The organism is Nocardia yamanashiensis NBRC 100130, from assembly GCF_001613325.1.
GTDB classification, from domain to species: Bacteria; Actinomycetota; Actinomycetes; order Mycobacteriales; family Mycobacteriaceae; genus Nocardia; species Nocardia yamanashiensis.
On sequence record NZ_BDCD01000022.1, the window covers coordinates 180,411 to 201,496 of the forward strand.

The window sequence follows — 21,086 nt, forward strand, 5'->3', positions numbered from 1 at the left end:
GTCAGGACGCCGCGGCGAGAACCTCGTCCAGCAGGGTCTCGGCCTTCACGTCGTCGGTACCTTCCGCGAGCGCGAGCTCACCGACGAGGATCTGCCGAGCCTTGGCCAGCATGCGCTTCTCACCGGCGGACAGGCCGCGGTCCTGCTCCCGGCGCCACAGGTCACGAACGACCTCGGCCACCTTGTTCACATCGCCGGAGGCGAGCTTCTCGAGGTTGGCCTTGTAGCGGCGAGACCAGTTGGTGGGCTCTTCGGTGTGCGGAGCGCGCAGTACCTGGAAGACTCGATCCAAGCCCTCCTGGCCGACGACGTCGCGGACGCCGACGTATTCCGCGTTCTCAGCGGGAACCCGAACGGTCAGGTCGCCTTGTGCGACCTTCAGGACCAGATACTCCTTTTGTACACCCTTGATGGTGCGGGTTTCGATAGCTTCGATCAGCGCCGCTCCGTGGTGGGGGTAAACGACGGTGTCTCCGACCTTAAAAATCATGTGTCCCGTGCCCCTTTCGATGTTCACAGTTTAACATGCGACTCGGTAACGGCGCGATCAACGGCGCAGGTCAGGGCCACAACGAGGCGGCGGCGGGGGTTGACAGAACGCGATTCGTATGCATCCCGTTGTGCCATAAGGAGTTACAAACGGACGCATATGCGGGAGCGCTTCACGCATACGCGAGTGCGCACCTCCCATAAACGACATTGCATCCGCTGCGAACGCAACGACGCAAACTCGGAATCGATCATGTGGATGTGCGCACTCGATCATCGCGCCCGGACGCGCCCCGTGCGTCCCACCCACAACACCGCCCGCCTGTGTGGCGCGGCGAGACACGGATTACTCTCTTTGACTACTACTCTCCATAGTGGAGTGAGCCCGGTCGACATGGAGGACCCCGTGACTGCCCTGAAAGCCACCACTGCGTCGAAGAAGCGGCGGCGTGCCGTGACCGTTGCCGCACTCGCCGCGGGTGCGGTGCTCGCGCTGTCGGGTTGCGGTGCCGGTCAGATCTCGCAGACCGCGAGCCAGGTCGCGGCGGTCAACGGCAACGCGGCCAACGTCAGCAATATCGCCCTGCGTGACGTGCGCTTCCTGCTGCCGAAGACCGAGGAGTACAACAACGCCAAGGGTGGCAAGGCGGTGCTCGCCTTCAGCGCCGTCAATATGAGCGAGTACAAGACCGACGAGCTGGTCAGCATCACCACCGACCTGGGCCCGGTCAAGATCGCCTCCAAGGTCGAGATCAAGCCGCAGGCCACCGTGGTCGCCGACAAGGCCGAGAGCGCCGCCAAGAAGGACGAGCACGGCGCGGCCGAGGCCGGGCACGACTCGCACGGCGCCACCACCTCCGCGGCCGCCCCCGCGTCGGAGAAGGTCGCCGACCCGGACGCCAAGCCGGTCCTGATCGAGGTCATCGGGCTGACCAAGGACGTCACCCCCGGCCTGACCTACCCGGTCACCTTCAACTTCAAGGACGCCGGCACCGTCGTCGTCAACGTCCCGGTCGACGCCGGCCCGGACCACCCGCGCCCGGAGCCCGTCTCCGCCGAGGGTGAGAAGAAGGGCGGCCACTGAGCCCCGCCCCACAGCCTCGATCGCGCCCCGCTTCGGAAACCGAAGCGGGGCGCGATCTTTTGCCGGGGGCGGGCTGCCCGGACCTGTCGGGGCGGCTGGTTAGGCTGCCCGCGTGGCCAAGGTGAAATCGCTGTATCGCTGTGCCGACTGCCAGCACGAGGTCGCCAAATGGGTGGGCCGGTGCCCGGAGTGCGGGGGCTGGGGGACCATCGAGGAGGTGGCTGCCTCGGCGGCGGCGGTGTCCGTGGGGCGGCGGGCCATGTTGCCGAGCACCGCGGCGGTGCCGATCACGGGGATCGACGCGAACAAGACGTTCGCCCGGTCGACGGGGGTTTCGGAGCTCGATCGAGTGCTCGGCGGCGGGATCATTCCCGGGTCCGTCGTGCTGCTCTCGGGCGAGCCGGGGGTGGGCAAGTCGACGCTCTTGCTCGAGGTGGCGCATCGGTGGGCGCGGGTGCGGGACGAGATCGCGCTGTACGTGACGGCCGAGGAATCGGCGGGGCAGGTGCGCCTGCGGGCGGACCGGACCGGCGCGGTGCACGAAAAGGTGTACCTGGCCGCGGAATCCGATCTGGGGACCATTCTGGGGCACGTGGAGCAGGTGAAACCCACACTGCTGGTGGTGGACTCGGTGCAGACCATGCTGGCCGCCGACGCGGACGGCGTGATCGGCGGCGTCACCCAGGTGCGGTCGGTGACGGCGGCGCTCACCTCGCTGGCCAAGGCGAGCGGTATCGCGGTGCTGCTGGTCGGGCACGTCACCAAGGACGGCGCGGTGGCCGGGCCGCGCACGCTGGAGCATCTGGTGGACGTGGTGCTGCAGTTCGAGGGCGACAAGCATTCCTCGCTGCGCATGGTGCGCGGCATCAAGAACCGTTTCGGCAGTACCGACGAGGTCGGCTGTTTCGAGATGCGCGAGGCCGGCATCCACTGCGTGGACGATCCGTCGGGCCTGTTCCTGCATCACCGGGGCGCGGCCGTGCCGGGCACCGCGGTCACCGTCGCCATGGACGGCAAGCGGCCCATGCTCGGCGAGGTGCAGGGCCTGACCGTCGACACCCAGGCGCCCGCGCCGCGCCGCGCCGTGAGCGGCCTGGACTACAACCGGGTTTCGATGGTGCTGGCCGTGCTGCAGAGCCGTGGCGGCGTCTACGTGGGCAAGCAGGACGTGTACGCGGCCACCGTGGGCGGCATGCGGCTGGTGGAACCGGCGGCGGATCTGGCTGTCGCGCTTGCCATCGCGAGCGCGGGCATGGACCGGGCGCTGCCCAGCGGCATGGTGGTGCTCGGCGAGGTCGGGCTGGCGGGCGAGGTCCGGCAGGTGACCGGGCTGTCGCGGCGGCTGGCCGAGGCCGAGCGGCTGGGGTTCACCGAGGCGCTGGTGCCGCCGGGCGTGGACCGCGCCGGCCGTAGCATGACGCTGCGCGAGGTCGCGGATCTCGGTGCGGCGCTGGCCATCACCGGGCTGCGCGGGCGGCGGCGGGAACGGCCGCGCGAGGAATTGGCCGAATGACGATCGTGGCGGGGGCGAGCCGGAGAGGGCGCGGGTGATGGCGGGACGCTGGATGAACGGGCTGCTCGGTCGTTCGATGCCGGTGCTCGCGAGTGCCGGCGATTCCGCGGCTGGTCAGGAGAATTCGGCGGAAGTGGTCCGGGACGTGATCGCGCGCCTGGTGCCGGGCACGCAATTGCGCGATGGAATCGATCGAATTCTGCGGGCCGGCACCGGTGGTTTGGTGGTGCTCGGATACGACGATCGAGTGGAGCGAATCTGCGACGGCGGATTCGAATTGGATGCCGAATTCGCGCCCACCCGCTTGCGCGAATTATCGAAAATGGATGGTGCGGTGGTGCTTTCCACCGACGGTATGCGGATCGTGCGCGCGAATGTGCATTTGGTGCCCGATCCGGGATTGCCGACGGTGGAATCCGGGACCCGGCACAAAGCCGCCGAACGCACCGCGCTGCAGACCGGATATCCGGTGGTGTCGGTGAGCGGTTCCACCGGATTGGTGACCGTGTACATGCAGGGCGGCCGGCATCTGGTGCAGGATTCGGCGACCATCCTGTCGCGGGCCAATCAGGCCATGGCCACGTTGCAGCGCTACCGTTTCCGGCTCGACGAGCTGACCCGCCGGCTGTCCGCGCTGGAGCTGGAGGACTTCGCGACGCTGCGCGACGTGCTCACCGTCCTGCACTGCCTGGAACTCCTGCGCCGCACCGCGGGCGAGATCGAACAGGATGTCCTGGAGCTCGGCGTGGACGGCCGCCAGCTGGCCCTGCAGCTCACCGAACTGGTCGCCGACACCGAGAACCTGCGCCGCCTGCTGGTGCGCGACTACCTGGTCGCCGAGGCGGCGGGGGAGACCCAGGTGGACCGGGCGCTGGCCCGCCTGGACCGGCTAGACGACGCCGATCTGGTGGAGCTGGCGAATCTGGCTCCGCCCCTTGGCTATCCGGCCACCCCGGAAGCCGTGGAGACCGCGGTCGGGCCGCGCGGTTACCGCCTGCTCGCCCAGATCCCGCGCGTCCCCTTCCGGCGGGTCGAACCCTTGGTCGCCGTGTTCGGTACGCTACGCGCGCTTCTGGAGGCCACTCCGGCCGATCTGGAAGCGGTGGAGGGCATGAATCCCGTACTGGCGCGCCGCATTCGTGAGGGTGTGGCCCGGCTCGGCGACCACCGCCACCCGTGAGCCGAGCCGGAACGACGAAGGCGGACCGTTCCGTACGCGAACGCGACAGCTGATTTCGGGACGACCGGGGTAACTCATCGGGTACGCCCAGAATCGGTTCGGCTCCGAACCGCCGCCCCGCATGCCAACTGGCGACGGCTCTCAGCCGTGCGCCGAAGTCGCGGGGAGGCGGAACAGTTCAGGCGATATTGAAAGGTTCCGGGGAGCTGCGTACCGAACCCAGCTGTGCCACAACGGTGTACGGCCCCGGCGACACGGCGACGCGCTCGCCCGCGCAGCCCGGCGCGGAGGTGGCCCCGGACCAGGTGACGGTGAAGGCGGCCTGCTGGCCCGGATTGAGGGTGCGCACGTCGGGCGTGCCGTCCGGGTAGCAGTCGGTGGAGGCCCACAGCTTGCGCTGCCCGTCCAGCGACTGCACCGACACCAGCTGCAGCCCCGAACCCATGTCCCGCTCGCAGGCGCTGCTGGAGATATTGGTGATGACGATGCCGAACACCGGCTGCTCACCGGTCTTGTAGGTCGGCTGCCCGACATTCACCTTCACGGCCAGCGACTGGTCCGGGCACTGCCCGGAGGCCGCGGGCGCCGCGCTGGCGCCGCTGCCGCTGGGCTTGGGCGCGCTCGACTCCGGTGCGCCGGAGGAGCTTCCGGCGGGCTTGTTGGTCGCGCCCGCGGACGTGGTGGTCTTGCCGTCGGCCTTGGCGTCGTCGCCACCGCCGCCGCGCAGCAGTGCGAAAGCCACCCAGATCACTATCGCGAGGGCGACCACCAGTGCGCCGATCGCGAGTGCGCGACGACGCCAGTAGATTTCCGGCGGCAGCGGTCCATTCGGTTCCAGCACGCTGACAACGGTAAGGGCACCGTCGGACGCATCCCCGGCAGGGTCTCGGCGTGTCGGAGGTGAAACGGCCTACGCGACAGGTACATTTCCGCGCCCGGCGGCGGCGTGGCGGGCCCCGGAAAGACGAAACACCTTGCGGCGCGGTCGGTATCGTCCGCGAGCTCCGCAAGGTGTCCGTTTGGTCCGGTGCTACACGACCTCGCCGATATTGCCGATCACGCGGTGCAGCTTGATCTGGCCCTCGCCCAGGTTGTAGGTGACGCAGGCGATGGCGCACTCGCCGGTGGCCACCCGCTGCGAGATGATCATCGAACGCTGCATGAGCAGGCGCGCGGTCTCCTCCACGTGGCGCGCTTCCAGCTCGTCGACCTCGCTCAGGCCCTCGCGCCGCCCGATCAGGATGGACGGCGTCACCCGCTCCACCACGCTGCGAATGAACCCGCCCGGCACATTGCCGTGGTCGAGCGCGTCGATGGTGGCGCGCACGGCCCCGCAGCTGTCGTGACCGAGCACCACGATGAGCGGCACGTTCAGCACCTGCACGCCGTACTCGATGGAGCCGAGCACCGAACTGTCCACCACGTGACCGGCGGTGCGGACCACGAACATATCGCCGAGGCCCTGATCGAAGATGATCTCGGCGGCCACGCGCGAGTCGCCGCAGCCGAACAGAATGGCCTGCGGTTGCTGTCCGGAAACGAGCTTGGCGCGATCGGCGGCCCCCTGGCTAGGGTGCTGCAACGCGCCGTTGACGAAGCGCTCATTCCCTTCACGCAGGGATTTCCAGGCGCTGATCGGGTTGGAATGCGGCATGTGTCCCATTTTCCATACGTCGTCGGTTACCGGCGAGTCTGCGAAGTTACGGTCGGGCAAAGAGGGACCGACCACCTCACACGGCCCCCGGTGAGACGGTGGATTCACCGATTCGTCCCGGATGGCCGATTGCCGCGTGCCCGGGTGCGGGCGGGCGGGAATGCTGTCGTGCGCCATGGATACCATCGCTGGCGTGAGCTCGTGGGGGAATCCCGGCTCCGGTTGCCGGCAGGAGGTCTTCGTGGACAGCGACGTGCTCATCGACTGGTACGGCGAAACCGCCCGTGATCTGCCCTGGCGGCGGCCGGAGGTGACGGCGTGGCAGATCTTGATGAGCGAGATCATGCTCCAGCAGACCCCGGTGGTTCGAGTGGAACCGATTTGGCGGGAATGGGTAGCGCGCTGGCCCGTGCCCTCGGCCATGGCCGCCGAATCCCAAGGCGAGGTGCTGCGGGCCTGGGGCAAACTCGGCTATCCGCGCCGCGCGCTGCGGCTGCACGAATGCGCCCAGGTGCTCGCACGTGATCACGGTGATGAGGTGCCGACCGACGTGGATGTCTTGCTGAGCCTGCCCGGCATCGGCGCGTACACCGCTCGCGCGGTGGCCTGTTTCGCCTACGGCCAGCGAGTCCCCGTGGTGGACACCAATGTTCGCCGCGTCGTCGCCCGCGCCGTGCACGGCCGCGCCGAAGCGGGCAATCCGGCCGCGCGCGACCTCGCCGAAACCGAAGCGCTGCTGCCCGCCGAGGTGGATCGCGCGGCCGTCTTCTCCGCCGCCTTGATGGAGCTCGGCGCGACCGTCTGCACCGCCCGCACCCCGGATTGCGCCCGATGCCCATTGCCTTCGTGCGCTTGGGTTTCCGCGGGCCGCCCGGCGTCCGACGTGGTCCGCCGCGTCCAGAAGTACGAGGGCACCGATCGCCAGGCCCGAGGCCGCCTCATGGATGTGCTCCGCGCCGCCACCGGCCCCGTCGAACGAGTCCGCTTGGACCTGGCCTGGACTCGCGATCCGGGCCAGCGTGACCGCGCCCTCGACTCGCTGTTGGTCGACGGCCTGATCGAGCAGACCGCCGACGGCCTGTTCGCCCTGGCGGGCGAAGCCTGAAATGCGCGCACCCCTCCCCACACGGGACGAGGGGGCGTCACGCGGGAAGGGGTGCGGCGGGGCACCATCTGCCGCCCCTCATGCGGCAGATGGCAGCCCCACGCTCTTCCGGGGTCGTGCCGCATCCGGCTGGGCGGCTCAGCTGCGCCGGATGGGTGGAAGAGCGTGAGGTCAGGCGGGAACGAGCGCGCGGCGGCGGGCTCGCGTCCGGGAGCCGACGACGCGGCAGACGAGATAGATGGTGAACGAGATGCCGGTGACGAAGGTGGATACCGGCACGCCGGGCGCGAGCGAGAGCAGAATGCCGCCCACCGCCGCGGTTTCGGCGAACACGATGGCCAGGATCGCCGCGCGCGCCGGGCTGGCGGTGAGCTGTGCCGCCGCGGCCGCCGGGGTGATCAGCAGGGAGAGCACCAGCAGCGCGCCGACGATCTGCACGCCGAACGCCGCCGTGATGCCGAGCAGCACCGCGAACACGATGGACAGCGCGCGCACCGGAACACCCCGCGCCACCGCCACTTCCGGATCGGTGCTGGCGAACAGCAGCGGCCGGTAGATGGCCGCCAGCACGATCAGCACCCCGGCGGTGCAGGTCGCCAGCAGGGTGAGCCCGCTGTTGCCGACGCTCACCACCTGGCCGGTGAGCAGCGAGAACTTGGAGCCCGCGCGTTCCGGGCCGAGCCACAGGAACAGCACCGACAGGCCGAGGCCGAACGAGAGCACCACCGCGATCACCGAATCGCGTTCGCGGGCACGGGAACCCAGCACGCCGAACAGGACGGCCGCCACCACCGAGCCGATGATCGCGCCCAGGCCGACGCCGATGCCGGCGAGCAGCGCCGCCGCCGCGCCGGTGAGCGAGAGCTCGCTGGTGCCGTGTACCGCGAACGACATCTGCCGGCTGATGATCAGCGGGCCGATCGCCCCGGCCAGCAGGCCGAGCAGCGCCGCCGCCAGCACCGCCTGCTGTACGAAGTCGTAGGACAGCAGGTGCCCGGTGGTGGAGAAGTCGAACATCTTCGAGAAGACGCCGGAGAGTTTGTCGATCATGCCTTGTCCTCGTGGCAGTTCGGATCCTCGCCGTGGCAGTGCCCGGCCGAGCCGAGCGCGTCCATGCTGTCGCCGGTGCCGACCACGACCAGCCGCCCGCGCACGCGCAGTACGTCGACCTGGGTGCGGTAGAGCTCGGAGAGCACCTCGGAGGTCATCACCTCGTCCGGTGTGCCGATCCGGAATTTGCCGTCGACCAGGTACAGCACCCGATCCACCAGCGGCAGAATGGGATTCAGTTCGTGGGTGACGAACAGGACGGCCGTGTCGTGGCTGCGCCGGCGCTTGTCGATCAGCTCCGACACCAGCCGCTGATTGGCCATGTCGAGCGACAGCAGCGGCTCGTCGCACAGCAGCACCCGCGGATCCCCGACCAGCGCCTGCGCCACCCGTAGCCGCTGTTGTTCGCCACCGGAGAGCACATCCAGCGGCGCGTACGCGAACCGCTCCGCCCCGACGTCCGAGATGGCCTGCGCCACTTTGGCTTTGCGTTCCTTGCGGCCGCGCAGCCCGAATCCCCACCGATGCCCGTCCACGCCGAGCCCGACCAGATCGACGCCGCGCAATTGCGCCCCGCCGTCGATGGTCTTCTGCTGCGGCACATACCCGATATCCGGATTCCCGGTGTGCGCCGCGGAGCCCGCGATCTCCACGGTCCCCGCCGACAACTTCACCTGCCCGAGCAGCATTTTCAGCATCGACGTCTTGCCGGACCCGTTCGGCCCCAGCACCGCGATGAACTCGCCCGGCCGCACCTCGAGATCCAGGTCCTGCCACAGCGTGCGCTCCCCGAACGCCAGCCGCGCCCCGGTCAGCCGAACCGCGGGAATCGCGGCTCCCGCGGCGGGCGTGCGGATTTCGGCGACGGGCGGAGTCGTGTCGGAGGGGCTCACGGATTCGGTTGCGGGCGTTGCGTCTTCGTCTGCCGCTACGTCGGGGCGGGCGAGCGGCGGTGATACAGCGTGGTGCGCGTTCATGGCGGTGCTCCCGGTGGGGGTTGCGGTCCGGGTGGGGGTCGTGGCTGTCGAACCGGTTCCGGGAGCAGGGAATTCCCCGTACGCCGAGTGGGCGTCCGGGGAATTCCGCCGGGACCGGGATGCGGTCGCGGCGATGTCCTCGCTGAGCGGAACGGTGGGCATGGCGCGGGCCTAGCCGAGCGCCTTGGCCAGGGACTGGGCGTTGGCGGTCATCCACTGCACGTAGTTCTGGCCCTCGGGCAGGGTTTCGGTGACCTCGACGACGGCGACGCCGGCTTTGTCGGCGGTGGCGCGCAGGTCCTTGGTGGCCTTGTCCTCGGTCTGGATGTTGTAGACGAGGGCGCGAACCTGCTTGCCGTTCAACAGGTCTCGCACGACGGCGACATCCGCGGGGGACGGGTCGGTGCCCTGTTCGACGGCTTCCTGGAAGGAATGCGGGGTGCGGTCGTCGGCCTTGGCGTCCACGAGCAGGTAGTAGGCCAGCGGTTCGGTCTGCAGGACCGGCTGGTTCGGATGCTCGGCGGCGATCTTTGCGGTAATGGCCTCGATACCGGCCAGCTGGGTGACGAAGGCGGTGGCGCGATCGGCGTAGCCCTGCTTGTGGTCCGGGTCGAGTTCGCCGAGAGCGTCGGCGATCTGCTCGGCCACGTGGCCGACGGTGTGCGGGTCGTACCAGACGTGCTCGTTGGTATCGCCGTGGTTGTGGCCCGCGGTCTCGGTCGGCTGCGACTTCGCGGCCTCGGCGTGCTCGTCGTGGCCGGTGGCGATCTCGAAGGCGTTGACGGTCTTCTTGTTCTTGCCGCTGATGGCCTTGTCGATGAACTCGTCGTAGCCGCCGCCGTTGTAGACGACCAGCGAGGCATCCTGGATCTTGGTGGCTTCCAGCGGGCTGACCTCGTGCGAGTGCGGGTCGGCGCTGGGATCGGAGATCAGGGACTCGACCTTGGCATCGGAGCCGGCGACGGTCTTGGCGATATCGCCCCACACATTGGTGGAGGCCAGCACGGTGAGCTGATCGGAAGCGTTTTTCGAGCTCCCGCAAGCGGTCAGGGTTGCCACTGCGGCGAGCCCTGCGGCGAAGAACGCGAATCCTCGGGCAAATCTCTTGTTCACGCGGTAACTCCTGGAACCTGACGCTTAACTAAAACGAAAACGATTGCCATTAAAATGTAGCGCAAGTGTCCAGCAGGGCAGTAATCCGACCGCCCGGTTGTGGTGGGGGACACGTGGGTGGCACCCCGCCCCCGAAACGCGGACGGCCCCCGCGAACGTCAGTTCGCGGGGGCCATCTCTCTCAGGTCCGGTGGACCTACGTGGTCAGTGCGGCGACCGGCTGGCTCAGCAGCTGCGCGCAGCGCAGCAGGCCGAGGTGGCTGTACGCCTGCGGGTGGTTGCCCAGGGACCGTTCGGCGACGGGGTCGTACTCCTCGGAGAGGAGACCGGTCGGACCCGCCACATCGACCAGCTGGGCGAAGAGCGCTTCCGCGTCCTCGCGCTTGCCGATGAGCAGATACGCCTCGACCAGCCACGCGGCGCACAGGTGGAAGCCACCTTCGCCGCCGGGCAGGCCGTCGTCGTGGTGGTAGCGGTAGACGGTGGAACCGCTGCGGAGTTCGGCTTCGGTCGCGACGACGGTGGCCGCGAAGCGGGGGTCGGAGGGGTCGATCAGACCGCTCAGGCCGATGTGCAGGGTGGCCGCGTCGAGGTCGGTGCCCTCGTAGGCGGCGGTGTAGGACTGCACTTCCTCGTTCCAGCCCTCGGACTTCACCTCGTCGGCGATGGTGTCGCGCAGGGCTTCCCAGTCCAGATCGGCGGGACGGCCGAACTGCCGGGCGAGGGTGAGGGCACGGTCTACGGTGAGCCAGCCCATCACCTTGGAGTACACGTGATGCCGCGGATTGCCGCGGATCTCCCAGATGCCGTGGTCAGGTTCGCGCCAGCGGCGCTGCACCGCGGAAACCATGGCGTGCACCAATTCCCAATCGGCGTCGGGCAGCGCCTTGGCCGGATCGGTGATGCCCTTGCGCTCGCGCGCGTGGGCCAGCTGCGAGATCAGGTCCACGATGGGACCGAAAACATCCAGCTGCACCTGCATGTTCGCCGCGTTGCCGACGCGCACCGGCCGCGATCCGGCATAGCCGGGCAGCTGGTCGATGACGGCCTCGGGCGGCAGGGTCTCGCCGTAGAGCGTGTAGAGCGGGTGCAGCCGTTCGGGTCCCGGCAGGGTCTCCAGCACCCGGTGCACCCAGGCCAGCAGTTCCTCGGCCTCGCCGACCGAGCCCAGCGAGACCAGCGCGGACGCCGTCAGCGAGGCATCGCGCAGCCAGCAGTAGCGGTAGTCCCAGTTGCGCACGCCGCCGATGTCCTCGGGCAGCGAGGTGGTGGCCGCCGCCAGGATGGAACCGGACGGTGCGTGCACCAGCCCGCGCAGGGTGAGCGCGGACCGCTTCATGAGATCGGGCTTGAGCGGCGGCAGTTCCAGCGTGCCGACCCATTCCGACCAGTACCGCTCGGCTTCCCGCCGCCGGTCCGCCTCGGGGGTCATGGCGGGGGCGAGATCGGAGGTGCCGCAGCGCATTTCGAGCACGATCGGGCCCTGTGCGGGATCGACCACGGCCCGCGCGGTGTGATGGTTGCCCTCGTCGAGGATCTCCCACTCCACGCCGGGGGAGCGCAGCACGATCGGATCGTTGGTGCCCTGCACCTTCAGCCCGCCGGCCGCGTGCACGATGCGCACCGGCACCTGACCGAATTCCGGTCGCGGCGCGAAGGTGATGACCGCCTTGGCGTCACCGGTGATGACGCGGGTCAGGTCGGTGCGCTCGGGGACGACATCGTGCGGCAGGTAGTCCACCACCTGCAAACTGGACCAACGGGTTTCGACGGTCATGGTGCCGTCGACGTACCGCTGCGACAGCGGCAGGCCCGCGCGCTCCGGCTGGATGGTGAAGTGGCCCGCGCCCGGCCCGCCGAGCAGGTGCGCGAACACCGCCGCCGAATCGGGTTCGGGATGGCACAGCCAGGTGATGGTGCCGTCCGGGGTGACAAGGGCTTTGGAGCGCGGGCTGGCCAGCATGGTCAGCCGCTCGATTCGAGGGGCGCTGGCACCTGCCAACCATGTGCGGCGTTCCTCGAGCAGGAACGCCAGCGCCTTCGACACCTCCTCGGTGCTGGCGACTCGGTACTTGGCGAGGCTTTCCCCGTCGCCCACCTTGATGCCGACATCGGGCCCGGAGAGCCGTTTGAAGGCCTTCTCGTCGGTGACGTCGTCACCGATGAACACCGCCGCCGAAGCGCCCTGCTGATGCCGGACGATGTCGAGGGCCGCGCCCTTGTCGGTCTCGACGACCGCGAGTTCGATGACTTCCTTGCCCTCGGTGATCTGCACGCCCACCCAGCTGGCGGGGCCCTGCCGGACCTGAACCAGTGCGCGGCGGCCGATTTCGGGGCTGGCATTGCGGACGTGCAATGCCACGGAGGCGGGTTTGATCTCGACCGTCGCGCCGGGATTGTCCTGCGCGATCTGGGTGAGGGTCGAGGTGACCTCTTGCAGTAGTTGTTTGGCGTCGTTGTCGATGGCGTGCACGAAGCCGACATCGAATTCGGAACCGTGGCTGCCGATGAGTTGGACCTCGACGGGCAGCCGGGACAGGGCCGCGAGATCTCGCAGGGCACGCCCGGAGATGACGGCGGCGGTGGTGCCGGTGAGGGAAGCCAGGGCGCGCAGGGCGCTGACGGATTCCCTATGGGGATAGGCCTTCGCGGGGTCGGAGACGATGGGCGCGATCGTCCCGTCGTAGTCCGAAGCGACCAGCAGCCGTGGCACGCGGGCGATGGCCGCCAACGCACGGCGAAGTTCGAGTGGCAAATCCTGTGCGCTCACGCATCCAACCTAATGATCGGAGGAGATTTTTCAGGGCGCGAGTGATGCTACTGGGTACTGGTTTCCCCTTCGTATGTGTGGTGATACATAGCGTTTACAAGACACTTGCGTCTCGTTCACCGATTGTCCGGTTCCGCTGTGCGAACCCCCCTTGACCAGTCACGTTGTAGCAACAACGAAAAGGCCCGCCCACTCTCCGGCAGTGGACGGACCTTCGTCACACCCGGCGAACGCCCGCCGGGCGTTCGCGCGGTACTACTTCTTGCTGTCTCCGATGAGGAGGTCGACGGTGAGCTCGAGGCGCTCGGTGACGTCGGTGGCGGAGGCGCGGCGGGTGAGCCAGGCGACCAGGTTGGAGAGCCAGACGTCGGAGATGACGCGGGCGATGGCGAGCTGGCGCTCGGTGGGGTTCTCGTCGGCGAGGGCGCGGGCGAAGAACCGGTCCATGACCTTGCCCACCCGGTCCACTTCGGCCGCGGCCGAGGCGTCGGCGAACATGAACGCGCGGGTCATGGCCTCGGTGAGCAGGGGGTCGCGCTGCATGGCGCGGGTGACCTGGGTGAGCAGCAGGTGCATGCGCTCCTGCGCGGTGGCGCCGGCCAGCGGCTTGCGGCGGCCCTCGAAGGTCTCGAATTCCCGGGCCAGGGCCGACACCAGCAGGTGCACCTTGGACGGGAAGTACCGGTAGAGCGTGCCGACGGCGACATCGGCGCGTTCGGCGACGGCCCGCATCTGCACCGCGTCGTAGCCGCCCTTGGAGGCGAGCGCGAGGGTGGCGTCGAGAATGCGTTTGCGCCGGTCGCGCTGCGCGGCCGAGCTGAGGTCCTCCTCGCTGAGCGTGGTCACGGGCGCGGTGCGCGCGGCGGCCACCTGATCGGCTGCTGCTTGCGATCGGGAGGGACTGGCCATCGGTTGAAAGTCCTTTCCTGCACGAATCGTTCGGTCATCTCACCCAGTCGTCCGGTGGCGGTGGGCTACGAGTTCGTACCGCGACCTGACGGCGCTTGACTTCCGCCCGGCCTGAACATTAGAACATGTTCTAGGAGCGGAAGTCACCCCGGAAAGGCGGTATGGAGTGTGACCATAGCCACCACTGACGAGCATAAAGCCGTTCAGGAGTCGATGCGCGGATGGGCCGCGGCGGTGCGTCCAATTGCAACAATGCGAACCGGAGCACCGGAATATTGGCGCGAATATTGGTCGCGCCTGGCCGAACTCGGAATTTTCCGGGTCGCGGTCCCGGAGGAGAACGGCGGAGCTGGTGGTTCCGTCGGGGATCTGGCTGTCCTGGTGGAGCAGGCGGCGCATGATCTGGTCGGCGGTCCCGTGCTCTCGACGGCATTGGCTGGTCTCGTTGCCGGCGAGATGCTCGACGAGGATACGCCGTGCGGCGTGGCTCTCGGGGGCGAAATCGCAATATCCGCCGGGGAATCCGGTGTGATCTTGTCCGGTGAATGGGACTCGGTCCTGGGCGCTGCCCCGGGCACCGCCGTCCTGCTCCCGATCGTCGATGGCGACCGGTCGCTCTGGTGTCTGGTCGACGCCGACGCCGCCGGTCTGCGCATCGAGCCCCTCGACGCCATCGACCGCAGCACCCCGCTGGCCAAGGTCAGCTGCTCGGATGTTGCTGTCGCGCCGGAGAAGATCTTCCAGCCGCAGCAGAGCGTGCTGGATCTGGCCGCCGTGCTGGTTGCCGCCGAGGCCGCCGGCCTCGCGGGCTGGTGCCTGGAGACCGCCGTCGAATACGCCAAGGTGCGTGAGCAATTCGGCAAGAAAATCGGCGAATTCCAAGCGGTGAAACACATTTGCGCCTGGATGCTGTGCCGGGCCGAGCAGATTCGCGCGGTCGCCGCCGATGCCGCGCACGCCGTCGACACCGGTAGCCCGGAACTGCCGCTGGCCGCCGCCATTTCCCTGGTGGTCGCGCTCGATGCCGCCGTCGAGACCGCCAAGGACTGCATTCAGGTGCTCGGTGGAATCGGTTTCACCTGGGAGCACGACGCTCACCTGTACCTGCGCAAGGCCACCGCCATCCGCCAGTTGCTGGGCGGCAGCGCCCGCTGGCGGGCCCGGGTCGCGGAACTGACCCTGGCGGGCCAGCGGCGCACCGTGGGCCTGGCCCTGGGCGACGGCGAGGGCGAAGCCGATTGGGACACCGTCGGTTTGGATGCCGGTGAAGCGGCCGTACTGGCCGCCGATCTCGCCAAGATCGCCGCCCTGCCGCCCGAGCAGCAGCGCGTCGCGCTGGCCGAATCCGGTCTGCTGGCCTCGCACTGGCCCAAGCCGTACGGCCGGGGCGCGGGCCCGATCCTGCGCACCTTCCTCGACGATCAGGTTCGCAAGGCCGGTATCGAACTGCCCGAGCTGGCCATTGCCAACTGGGCGATTCCGACCCTGCTGCAATGGGGTTCGCCCGAGCAGATCGAGCGCTACGCGCTGCCGACGCTGACCGGTGACGTGCTCTGGTGCCAGCTGTTCTCCGAGCCGGGCGCGGGTTCCGATCTCGCGGCCCTGCGCACCACGGCGACCCGGGTCGAGGGCGGCTGGAAGCTCCAGGGCCAGAAGGTCTGGACCTCGCTGGCCGACAAGGCGACCTGGGGCATCTGCCTGGCGCGCACCGACGGTGACGCCCCGAAGCACAAGGGCATCTCCTACTTCCTGGTGGATATGAAGTCCGCCGGGATCGATATCCGCCCGCTGGTGGAGATCACCGGCGAGGCGCGCTTCAACGAGGTCTTCCTGGACGATGTCTTCGTCCCGGACGATTGCTTGGTCGGTCAGCTCGGCAATGGGTGGAAGATCGCCCGTTCCACGCTGTCGGCGGAGCGGGTCGCCATGGGCGGCAAGGGAATCGGCGACGAGCTGGAGGCCATGATCGCCGCCGCTCCGAAGTCCGGTCCCGGCGCCGAACGGGTGGCGGACCGACTCGGAGGACTCATCTCCGAATCAGTCGCTGGAACTTTGCTGGAAGCTCGTGCCGCGCAGAAGCTGCTGTCCGGTGGAGATCCTGGACCGCAGTCCAGCGTGCGCAAGCTGGTCGGTGTCAGACACCGCCAGGCGGTCGCCGAATTTGCGGTCGAATTGTCCGGTGCGGCGGGTGCTCTCGAGACCGATGTGGTGAAAGAATTCCTGCTCACACGCTGTTTGTCGATTGCCGGCGGTACCGAGCAGATTCTGTTGACCGTTGCCGGTGAACGGATCCTCGGACTGCCTCGCGAGTCGCACGGCTAGCCCACCCTTCAACCGGGAGTATGGAATTGGACTTCACGCGGGACGAGAGCCAGGATGCTGTCGCCGAGGTTGTCGTAAGTTTGCTGGAGCACGATAGCGCGCGCGATATCAAGCTCTGGCCGGTCATTGCCGAGTCCGGACTGCTGGCGCTGCCGCTGCCCGAACGCTTCGGCGGCGACGAGATGGGGCTGCTGGAGGTGTCGACGCTGCTCACCGAGCTGGCCACCGATGCCGTGCAGACCCCGGCGCTGAGCACCCTGGGCTTCGGCGTGCTGCCCTTGCTGGCCATCGGGGTGCCGGATGCGCTGGCGGAGAAGGTGTTTCCGGCCGTCGCGCAGGGTGCGGTGCTGACCGCCGCCCTGCACGAGACCGGCTCGCCGTTCACCGTGAAGCCCGAGACCACGGCCACGCCGGACGGCGTCACCGTGCGCATCACCGGTCGCAAGGTGGCGGTGCCGTACGCGGACACCGCGCGCTGGCTGCTGGTGCCCACCGACAGCGGTATCGCCGTGGTGGACGGTGACGCCCCCGGCATCACCAAGACCGCGAGCCCCACTTCCGATGGCGTGCCGGAGTTCTCGGTGGCCTTCGACGGGGTGCAGATCCCGGCCGAGCAATTGCTGCCCGGCGGGCTGACCGAACTGCACCGCTTCGCGCTGGCGAGCATCGGCTCGGTGGCCGACGGCCTGCTCAAGGGCGTCATCGCGCTGACCGCCGAACACGTCCGCACCCGGCAGCAGTTCGGCCGCGCGCTGGCCGAATTCCAGGCTGTCGCACAGCAGATCGCCGATGTCTACGTGGTCTCGCGGACGCTGCACGCCGCGAACACCTCGGCCAACTGGGCGCTCGCGCAGGACGACGACTCCGCCGAACACCTGGACCGCATCGACGACGATCTGGACGTGCTGGCCTATACGGTGGCCTCCGAGCTGCCCGCGGCCATGCAGAAGTGCCATCACCTGCACGGTGGTCTCGGCGTCGATATGACCCACCCGTTGCACCGCTACTACTCACAGGCCAAGGACATCGCGCGCTGGCTCGGCGGCGAATCGTTCCGGCTGGATCGCTTGGGAGCCAGATGTTCATCGAACTGACCGCGGAACAGCGGCAGCTGCGCGACGAATTGCGTTCGTACTTCACCGGTCTCGTGACTCCCGAAGAGGAGGCCGAGATGCTGGTGAACCGCCACGGCGATGCCTATCGCGCGGTGGTGAAGCGGATGGGCGCGGACGGCAAGCTCGGCCTCGGCTGGCCCGTCGAATACGGCGGGCAGGGTTTCGGCCCGCTGGAACAGCAGATCTTCTACAACGAGGCCGTGCGCGCGGACGTGCCGGTGCCGCTGGTCACCCTGCTGACCGTCGGCCCGGCGCTGCAGAGTTTCGGCACGCCGGAGCAGAAGCAGAAGTTCCTGCCCGGAATCCTCACCGGTGACGTGCATTTCGCCATCGGGTATTCGGAGCCGGACGCGGGTACCGACCTGGCCGCGTTGCGCACCAGCGCGGTCAAGGACGCAAACGGCGACTGGATCGTCAACGGGCAGAAGATCTTCACCACCGGTGCGCACGAGGCCGATTACATCTGGCTGGCGGTGCGCACCGGGACGGTGGAGTCCCGGCACAAGGGCATCACGATCCTGATCGTCGATACCAAGGATCCGGGCTACTCCTGGACGCCGATCATCACCGCCGACGGCGCGCATCACACCAATGCCACCTACTTCGACAATGTGCGCGTGCCCGCGAACATGATCGTCGGGGAGGAGAACGGCGGCTGGAAGCTCATCACCACCCAGCTCAATCACGAGCGCGTCAGCCTCGGCCCGTCGGGCAAGATCGAGCAGCTCTACGAGCGGGTGCGGGAATGGGCGCAGAAGCAGGGCGTGCTGGGTGAGCAGGAAGTGCGCCGCTCGCTGGGCCGCCTGCACGCCATGGTGCGGCTGAACGAACTGCTGAACTGGCAGGTGGCGTCCAATATGGAACGCCCCGACGCGAATCCGGCCGATGTCATCTCCGATGCCTCCGCCACCAAGGTGTTCTCCACCGAGGCGCTGCAGGAGGCCGGCCGCCTCGCCGAGGAGATCGTGGGCCGCTACGGCGATCCCGCCGAGCCCGCCACCGCGGACCTGCTGGTGTGGCTGGACCGCCGCACCAAGCAGAACCTGGTGGTCACCTTCGGCGGCGGCGTCAACGAGATCATGCGCGAGCTGATCGCCCAGATGGGCCTGCGGCTGCCCCGCGTGCCGCGATAGGAGTTTCAGCGTGACAACGAGTTTCACGGCCGACGAGATCCGCGCGGGCCTGGAGAAGATCAAGGCCGACGGTGAGTCCGCGCCGCGCGCGGGGCGGGATCCGATCAATCAGCCCATGATCAACAACTGGGTCGAGGCGCTCGGCGACGCCAACCCGATCTACGTGGACGAGGCCGCCGCCAAGGCGGCCGGGCATCCCGGGATCGTGGCCCCGCCCGCCATGGCGCAGGTGTGGACCATGCTGGGACTGGGCGGCGTGCGCGCCGACGACGACCCGATGACCCGCACCAACGAGCTGTTCGACGCGGCCGGGTTCACCTCGGTCGTGGCCACCAACTGCGATCAGGTCTACCACCGGTACCTGGAGCTGGGCGAGCAGGTGACGGTGCGCACCAGCATCGGCGACATCGTGGGGCCCAAGAAGACCGGGCTCGGCGACGGGTGGTTCACCACCTACCTCACCAACTGGTACGTCGGCGACGAGCTCGTCACCGAGATGAAGTTCCGGATGCTTAAGTTCGCGCCCGGGACCGGAAAGACGGCCGCCCCGAAGGAATCCGGCGAGGTTTCGGCGGAGGATCTGGCCAAGCGGGTGCGGCCCACGGTCTCCAAGGACACCGAATTCTTCTGGGAGGGCACCAAGCTCGGGGAGCTGCGCATCCAGCAGCGCCCCGACGGTTCGCTCCAGCATCCGCCGGTGCCGGCGCTGTGGAAGGACCACACGGAGCAGACCGACTACGTCGTGGCGTCCGGCCGCGGCACCGTGTTCAGCTTCGTGGTGCACCACGCGCCCAAGGTGCCGGGACGGCAGCTGCCGTACGTGATCGCCCTGGTCGAGCTGGAAGAAGGCGTGCGCATGCTCGGTGAGCTGACCGGCATCGACGCGTCCGAGGTCGAGATCGGACTGCCGGTCGAGGCCGCGTTCCTGAAGATCGACGACGACAACACCGTGCCCTACTGGAAGGCTGTCCGATGACATCCACCATCGAACCGGCCACCGTCGCCGTCGGAACGGTATTGCCGGAGTTGGCGATTCACGCCGACCCCACGTTCATCATTGCCACCGCGCTGGCGACGCGGGATTTCCAGGACGTGCACCACGACCGGGACAAGGCGGTCGCGCGCGGGTCCAAGGACATCTTCGTCAATATCCTCACCGACACCGGTCTGGTGCAGCGCTTCGTCACCGACTGGGCCGGTCCGGCCGCGCGGGTGAAGTCCATCTCGCTGCGCCTGGGCGTGCCGCTGTACGCCGGTGACACGCTGACGCTGTCCGGCACCGTGACCGAGATCGCGGGATCCGACGTCACCATCCAGGTCACCGGCAGCGACAGCCTCGGTGATCACATCGTGGCGAAAGCCGTTATCTCTCTTCAGGAGGCCCAGCAGTGACGGGCACCAGCCGCCGGACCGCGATCGTCGGCATCGGCGCGACGGATTTCTCCAAGGACTCCGGTCGCAGTGAACTGCGCCTGGCCGCCGAGGCGGTCACCGCGGCGCTCGCCGACGCGGGCCTGACGCCCGCCGACGTGGACGGCCTGACGACCTTCACCATGGACACCAACACCCAGGCCGCCGTGGCCCGGGCCAGCGGTATCCCGAGCCTGAAGTTCTTCTCCAACATCCCGTTCGGCGGCGGCGCGGCCGCCGCCACCGTGCAGCACGCCGCGCTCGCGGTGGCCTCGGGCGTCGCGGATGTCGTTGTCGCGTACCGGGCTTTCAACGAGCGCTCCGGAAATCGGTTCGGGCAGTTCGCGACTCACCTCGCGACCGGCAACCCGAGCTCCTCGGGCGTCGACAACGCCTTCTCCTACACGCACGGCCTGGGCACCCCGGCCGCGCAGGTGGCGATGGTGGCGCGGCGCTACATGCACGTATACGGCGCGCGCAGTGAGGATTTCGGCCGCATCGCGGTCGCCGATCGCAAGCACGCCGCCGTGAACCCGGCCGCGCACTTCTACGGCAAGCCGATCACCCTGGAAGAGCACCAGGCCTCGCGCTGGATCGCGGAGCCGCTGCACCTGCTGGATTGCTGCCAGGAGACCGACGGCGGCGTGGCCATCGTCATCACCAGTGCCGAGCGGGCCAAGGATCTGCCCAACAAGCCGGCGCTGATCGCCGGGGCCGCACAGGGTTCCGGAGCCGATCAGTACGTCATGACCAGCTACTACCGCGATGCCATGACCGGCCTGCCGGAAATGGGCCTGGTCGGCGATCAGCTGTGGGCGCAGAGCGGGCTGACCCCGGCCGATATGCAGGCCGCCATCCTGTACGACCACTTCACGCCCTTCGTGCTCATGCAGCTCGAGGAGCTCGGGTTCTGCGGCCGCGGCGAGGCCAAGGACTTCATCAAGGACGGGGCCATCGAGATCGGCGGCAAGCTGCCGTTGAACACGCACGGCGGTCAGCTGGGCGAGGCGTACATCCACGGCATGAACGGCATCGCCGAGGGCGTGCGCCAGATTCGCGGCACCTCGGTGAATCAGGTCGAGGGCCTGGAGAACATCGTGGTCACGGCCGGTACCGGCGTGCCCACCTCCGGTCTGGTGCTGACCTCGAACTAGCTTCGCCCGCAGGGTGATTCGCAGACACCCCGGAGCGCTCCGGACGGCGCTCGGGGGTGTTCCGCGTTGCGGGGGTTGTGCCGCCGACAAGAGTGAGTGTACAGTCAC

At 68.5% G+C, this 21,086-nt stretch carries 19 protein-coding genes; 11 read left to right on the forward strand and 8 right to left on the reverse strand.

Translation table 11 applies throughout. The features are described 5' to 3' along the window. Window position 1: 1 nt before the first annotated feature. Window positions 2-490 (reverse strand): RNA polymerase-binding transcription factor CarD, encoded by a 489-nt coding sequence (gene carD, locus NY1_RS26390; protein ID WP_019931623.1) that lies wholly within the window; start codon window positions 488-490, stop codon window positions 2-4. 405 nt (window positions 491-895) lie between these two features. On the opposite strand from carD, the gene NY1_RS26395 reads away from it, so the two are divergent. From NY1_RS26395 to disA, 3 genes are all read left to right on the forward strand, one after another. Next, complete coding sequence (locus tag NY1_RS26395) at window positions 896-1,573, forward strand: copper chaperone PCu(A)C domain-containing protein (RefSeq protein ID WP_084535370.1); 678 nt, start codon at window positions 896-898, stop codon at window positions 1,571-1,573. A 112-nt stretch (window positions 1,574-1,685) separates the two neighbouring features. Beyond that, window positions 1,686-3,086 carry a DNA repair protein RadA gene (gene radA, locus NY1_RS26400; protein ID WP_067718800.1) on the forward strand — a complete coding sequence of 467 codons (1,401 nt, stop codon included), beginning with the start codon at window positions 1,686-1,688 and terminating at the stop codon, window positions 3,084-3,086. Window positions 3,087-3,162: 76 nt separating this feature from the next. Then, window positions 3,163-4,266 (forward strand): DNA integrity scanning diadenylate cyclase DisA, encoded by a 1,104-nt coding sequence (gene disA / locus NY1_RS26405; protein WP_067719078.1) that lies wholly within the window; start codon window positions 3,163-3,165, stop codon window positions 4,264-4,266. Between the two features lie 178 nt (window positions 4,267-4,444). On the opposite strand, the gene NY1_RS26410 is transcribed toward disA, so the two are convergent. Both NY1_RS26410 and NY1_RS26415 read right to left on the reverse strand, forming a co-directional pair. Then, window positions 4,445-5,107 (reverse strand): DUF4232 domain-containing protein, encoded by a 663-nt coding sequence (locus tag NY1_RS26410; RefSeq protein ID WP_067718803.1) that lies wholly within the window; start codon window positions 5,105-5,107, stop codon window positions 4,445-4,447. 189 nt (window positions 5,108-5,296) lie between these two features. Next, window positions 5,297-5,920, reverse strand: a complete 624-nt coding sequence (locus NY1_RS26415; RefSeq protein ID WP_067718807.1) for a carbonic anhydrase — start codon at window positions 5,918-5,920, stop codon at window positions 5,297-5,299. A gap of 193 nt (window positions 5,921-6,113) precedes the next feature. On the opposite strand from NY1_RS26415, the gene NY1_RS26420 reads away from it, so the two are divergent. Continuing rightward, complete coding sequence (locus NY1_RS26420; protein ID WP_305778656.1) at window positions 6,114-7,025, forward strand: HhH-GPD family protein; 912 nt, start codon at window positions 6,114-6,116, stop codon at window positions 7,023-7,025. Between the two features lie 171 nt (window positions 7,026-7,196). Here the strand turns inward: NY1_RS26420 and NY1_RS26425 are convergent, their stop codons facing one another. Both NY1_RS26425 and NY1_RS26430 read right to left on the reverse strand, forming a co-directional pair. After that, window positions 7,197-8,075 carry a metal ABC transporter permease gene (locus tag NY1_RS26425; RefSeq protein WP_067718810.1) on the reverse strand — a complete coding sequence of 293 codons (879 nt, stop codon included), beginning with the start codon at window positions 8,073-8,075 and terminating at the stop codon, window positions 7,197-7,199. Continuing rightward, entirely contained in the window at window positions 8,072-8,905 is an 834-nt protein-coding gene (locus tag NY1_RS26430; RefSeq protein WP_439956042.1) for a metal ABC transporter ATP-binding protein, read from the reverse strand. The genes NY1_RS26425 and NY1_RS26430 overlap by 4 nt, the downstream gene beginning before the upstream one ends. A 187-nt stretch (window positions 8,906-9,092) precedes the next feature. Here NY1_RS26430 and NY1_RS45170 point away from each other — a divergent pair, with 187 nt between their 5' ends. Next, a complete protein-coding gene (locus tag NY1_RS45170; RefSeq protein ID WP_267888447.1) occupies window positions 9,093-9,227 on the forward strand; it encodes a hypothetical protein in 135 nt (44 codons plus the stop codon). On the opposite strand, the gene NY1_RS26435 is transcribed toward NY1_RS45170, so the two are convergent. From NY1_RS26435 to kstR, 3 genes are all read right to left on the reverse strand, one after another. After that, window positions 9,224-10,165 (reverse strand): metal ABC transporter solute-binding protein, Zn/Mn family, encoded by a 942-nt coding sequence (locus NY1_RS26435; RefSeq protein ID WP_067718813.1) that lies wholly within the window; start codon window positions 10,163-10,165, stop codon window positions 9,224-9,226. The two genes, NY1_RS45170 and NY1_RS26435, sit on opposite strands and share 4 nt — an antisense overlap. 196 nt (window positions 10,166-10,361) lie before the next feature. Continuing rightward, window positions 10,362-12,935: a trehalose-phosphatase gene (otsB, locus tag NY1_RS26440; protein WP_067718815.1), complete on the reverse strand. Its 2,574-nt coding sequence runs from the start codon at window positions 12,933-12,935 to the stop codon at window positions 10,362-10,364. Window positions 12,936-13,190: 255 nt separating this feature from the next. Beyond that, window positions 13,191-13,844: a cholesterol catabolism transcriptional regulator KstR gene (gene kstR, locus NY1_RS26445; protein WP_067718818.1), complete on the reverse strand. Its 654-nt coding sequence runs from the start codon at window positions 13,842-13,844 to the stop codon at window positions 13,191-13,193. A gap of 168 nt (window positions 13,845-14,012) precedes the next feature. On the opposite strand from kstR, the gene NY1_RS26450 reads away from it, so the two are divergent. The 6 genes from NY1_RS26450 to NY1_RS26475 are packed head-to-tail and all read left to right on the forward strand — an operon-like array spanning window position 14,013 to window position 20,978. Then, a complete protein-coding gene (locus NY1_RS26450; RefSeq protein WP_067718822.1) occupies window positions 14,013-16,166 on the forward strand; it encodes an acyl-CoA dehydrogenase family protein in 2,154 nt (717 codons plus the stop codon). Between the two features lie 26 nt (window positions 16,167-16,192). After that, window positions 16,193-17,260, forward strand: a complete 1,068-nt coding sequence (locus tag NY1_RS26455; protein ID WP_067719086.1) for an acyl-CoA dehydrogenase family protein — start codon at window positions 16,193-16,195, stop codon at window positions 17,258-17,260. Further along, window positions 17,245-18,414 (forward strand): acyl-CoA dehydrogenase family protein, encoded by a 1,170-nt coding sequence (locus tag NY1_RS26460; protein WP_067718825.1) that lies wholly within the window; start codon window positions 17,245-17,247, stop codon window positions 18,412-18,414. Before NY1_RS26455 ends, NY1_RS26460 begins: the two co-directional genes overlap by 16 nt. A 10-nt stretch (window positions 18,415-18,424) precedes the next feature. Continuing rightward, window positions 18,425-19,390, forward strand: coding sequence for a bifunctional MaoC family dehydratase N-terminal/OB-fold nucleic acid binding domain-containing protein (locus NY1_RS26465; protein WP_067718827.1), 966 nt, complete (start codon window positions 18,425-18,427; stop codon window positions 19,388-19,390). Next, on the forward strand, window positions 19,387-19,806 hold the full coding sequence (locus NY1_RS26470) for a MaoC family dehydratase (protein ID WP_067718829.1): 420 nt from the start codon (window positions 19,387-19,389) through the stop codon (window positions 19,804-19,806). Before NY1_RS26465 ends, NY1_RS26470 begins: the two co-directional genes overlap by 4 nt. After that, window positions 19,803-20,978, forward strand: coding sequence for a lipid-transfer protein (locus tag NY1_RS26475; RefSeq protein WP_067718832.1), 1,176 nt, complete (start codon window positions 19,803-19,805; stop codon window positions 20,976-20,978). The genes NY1_RS26470 and NY1_RS26475 overlap by 4 nt, the downstream gene beginning before the upstream one ends. Window positions 20,979-21,086 lie beyond the last annotated feature (108 nt).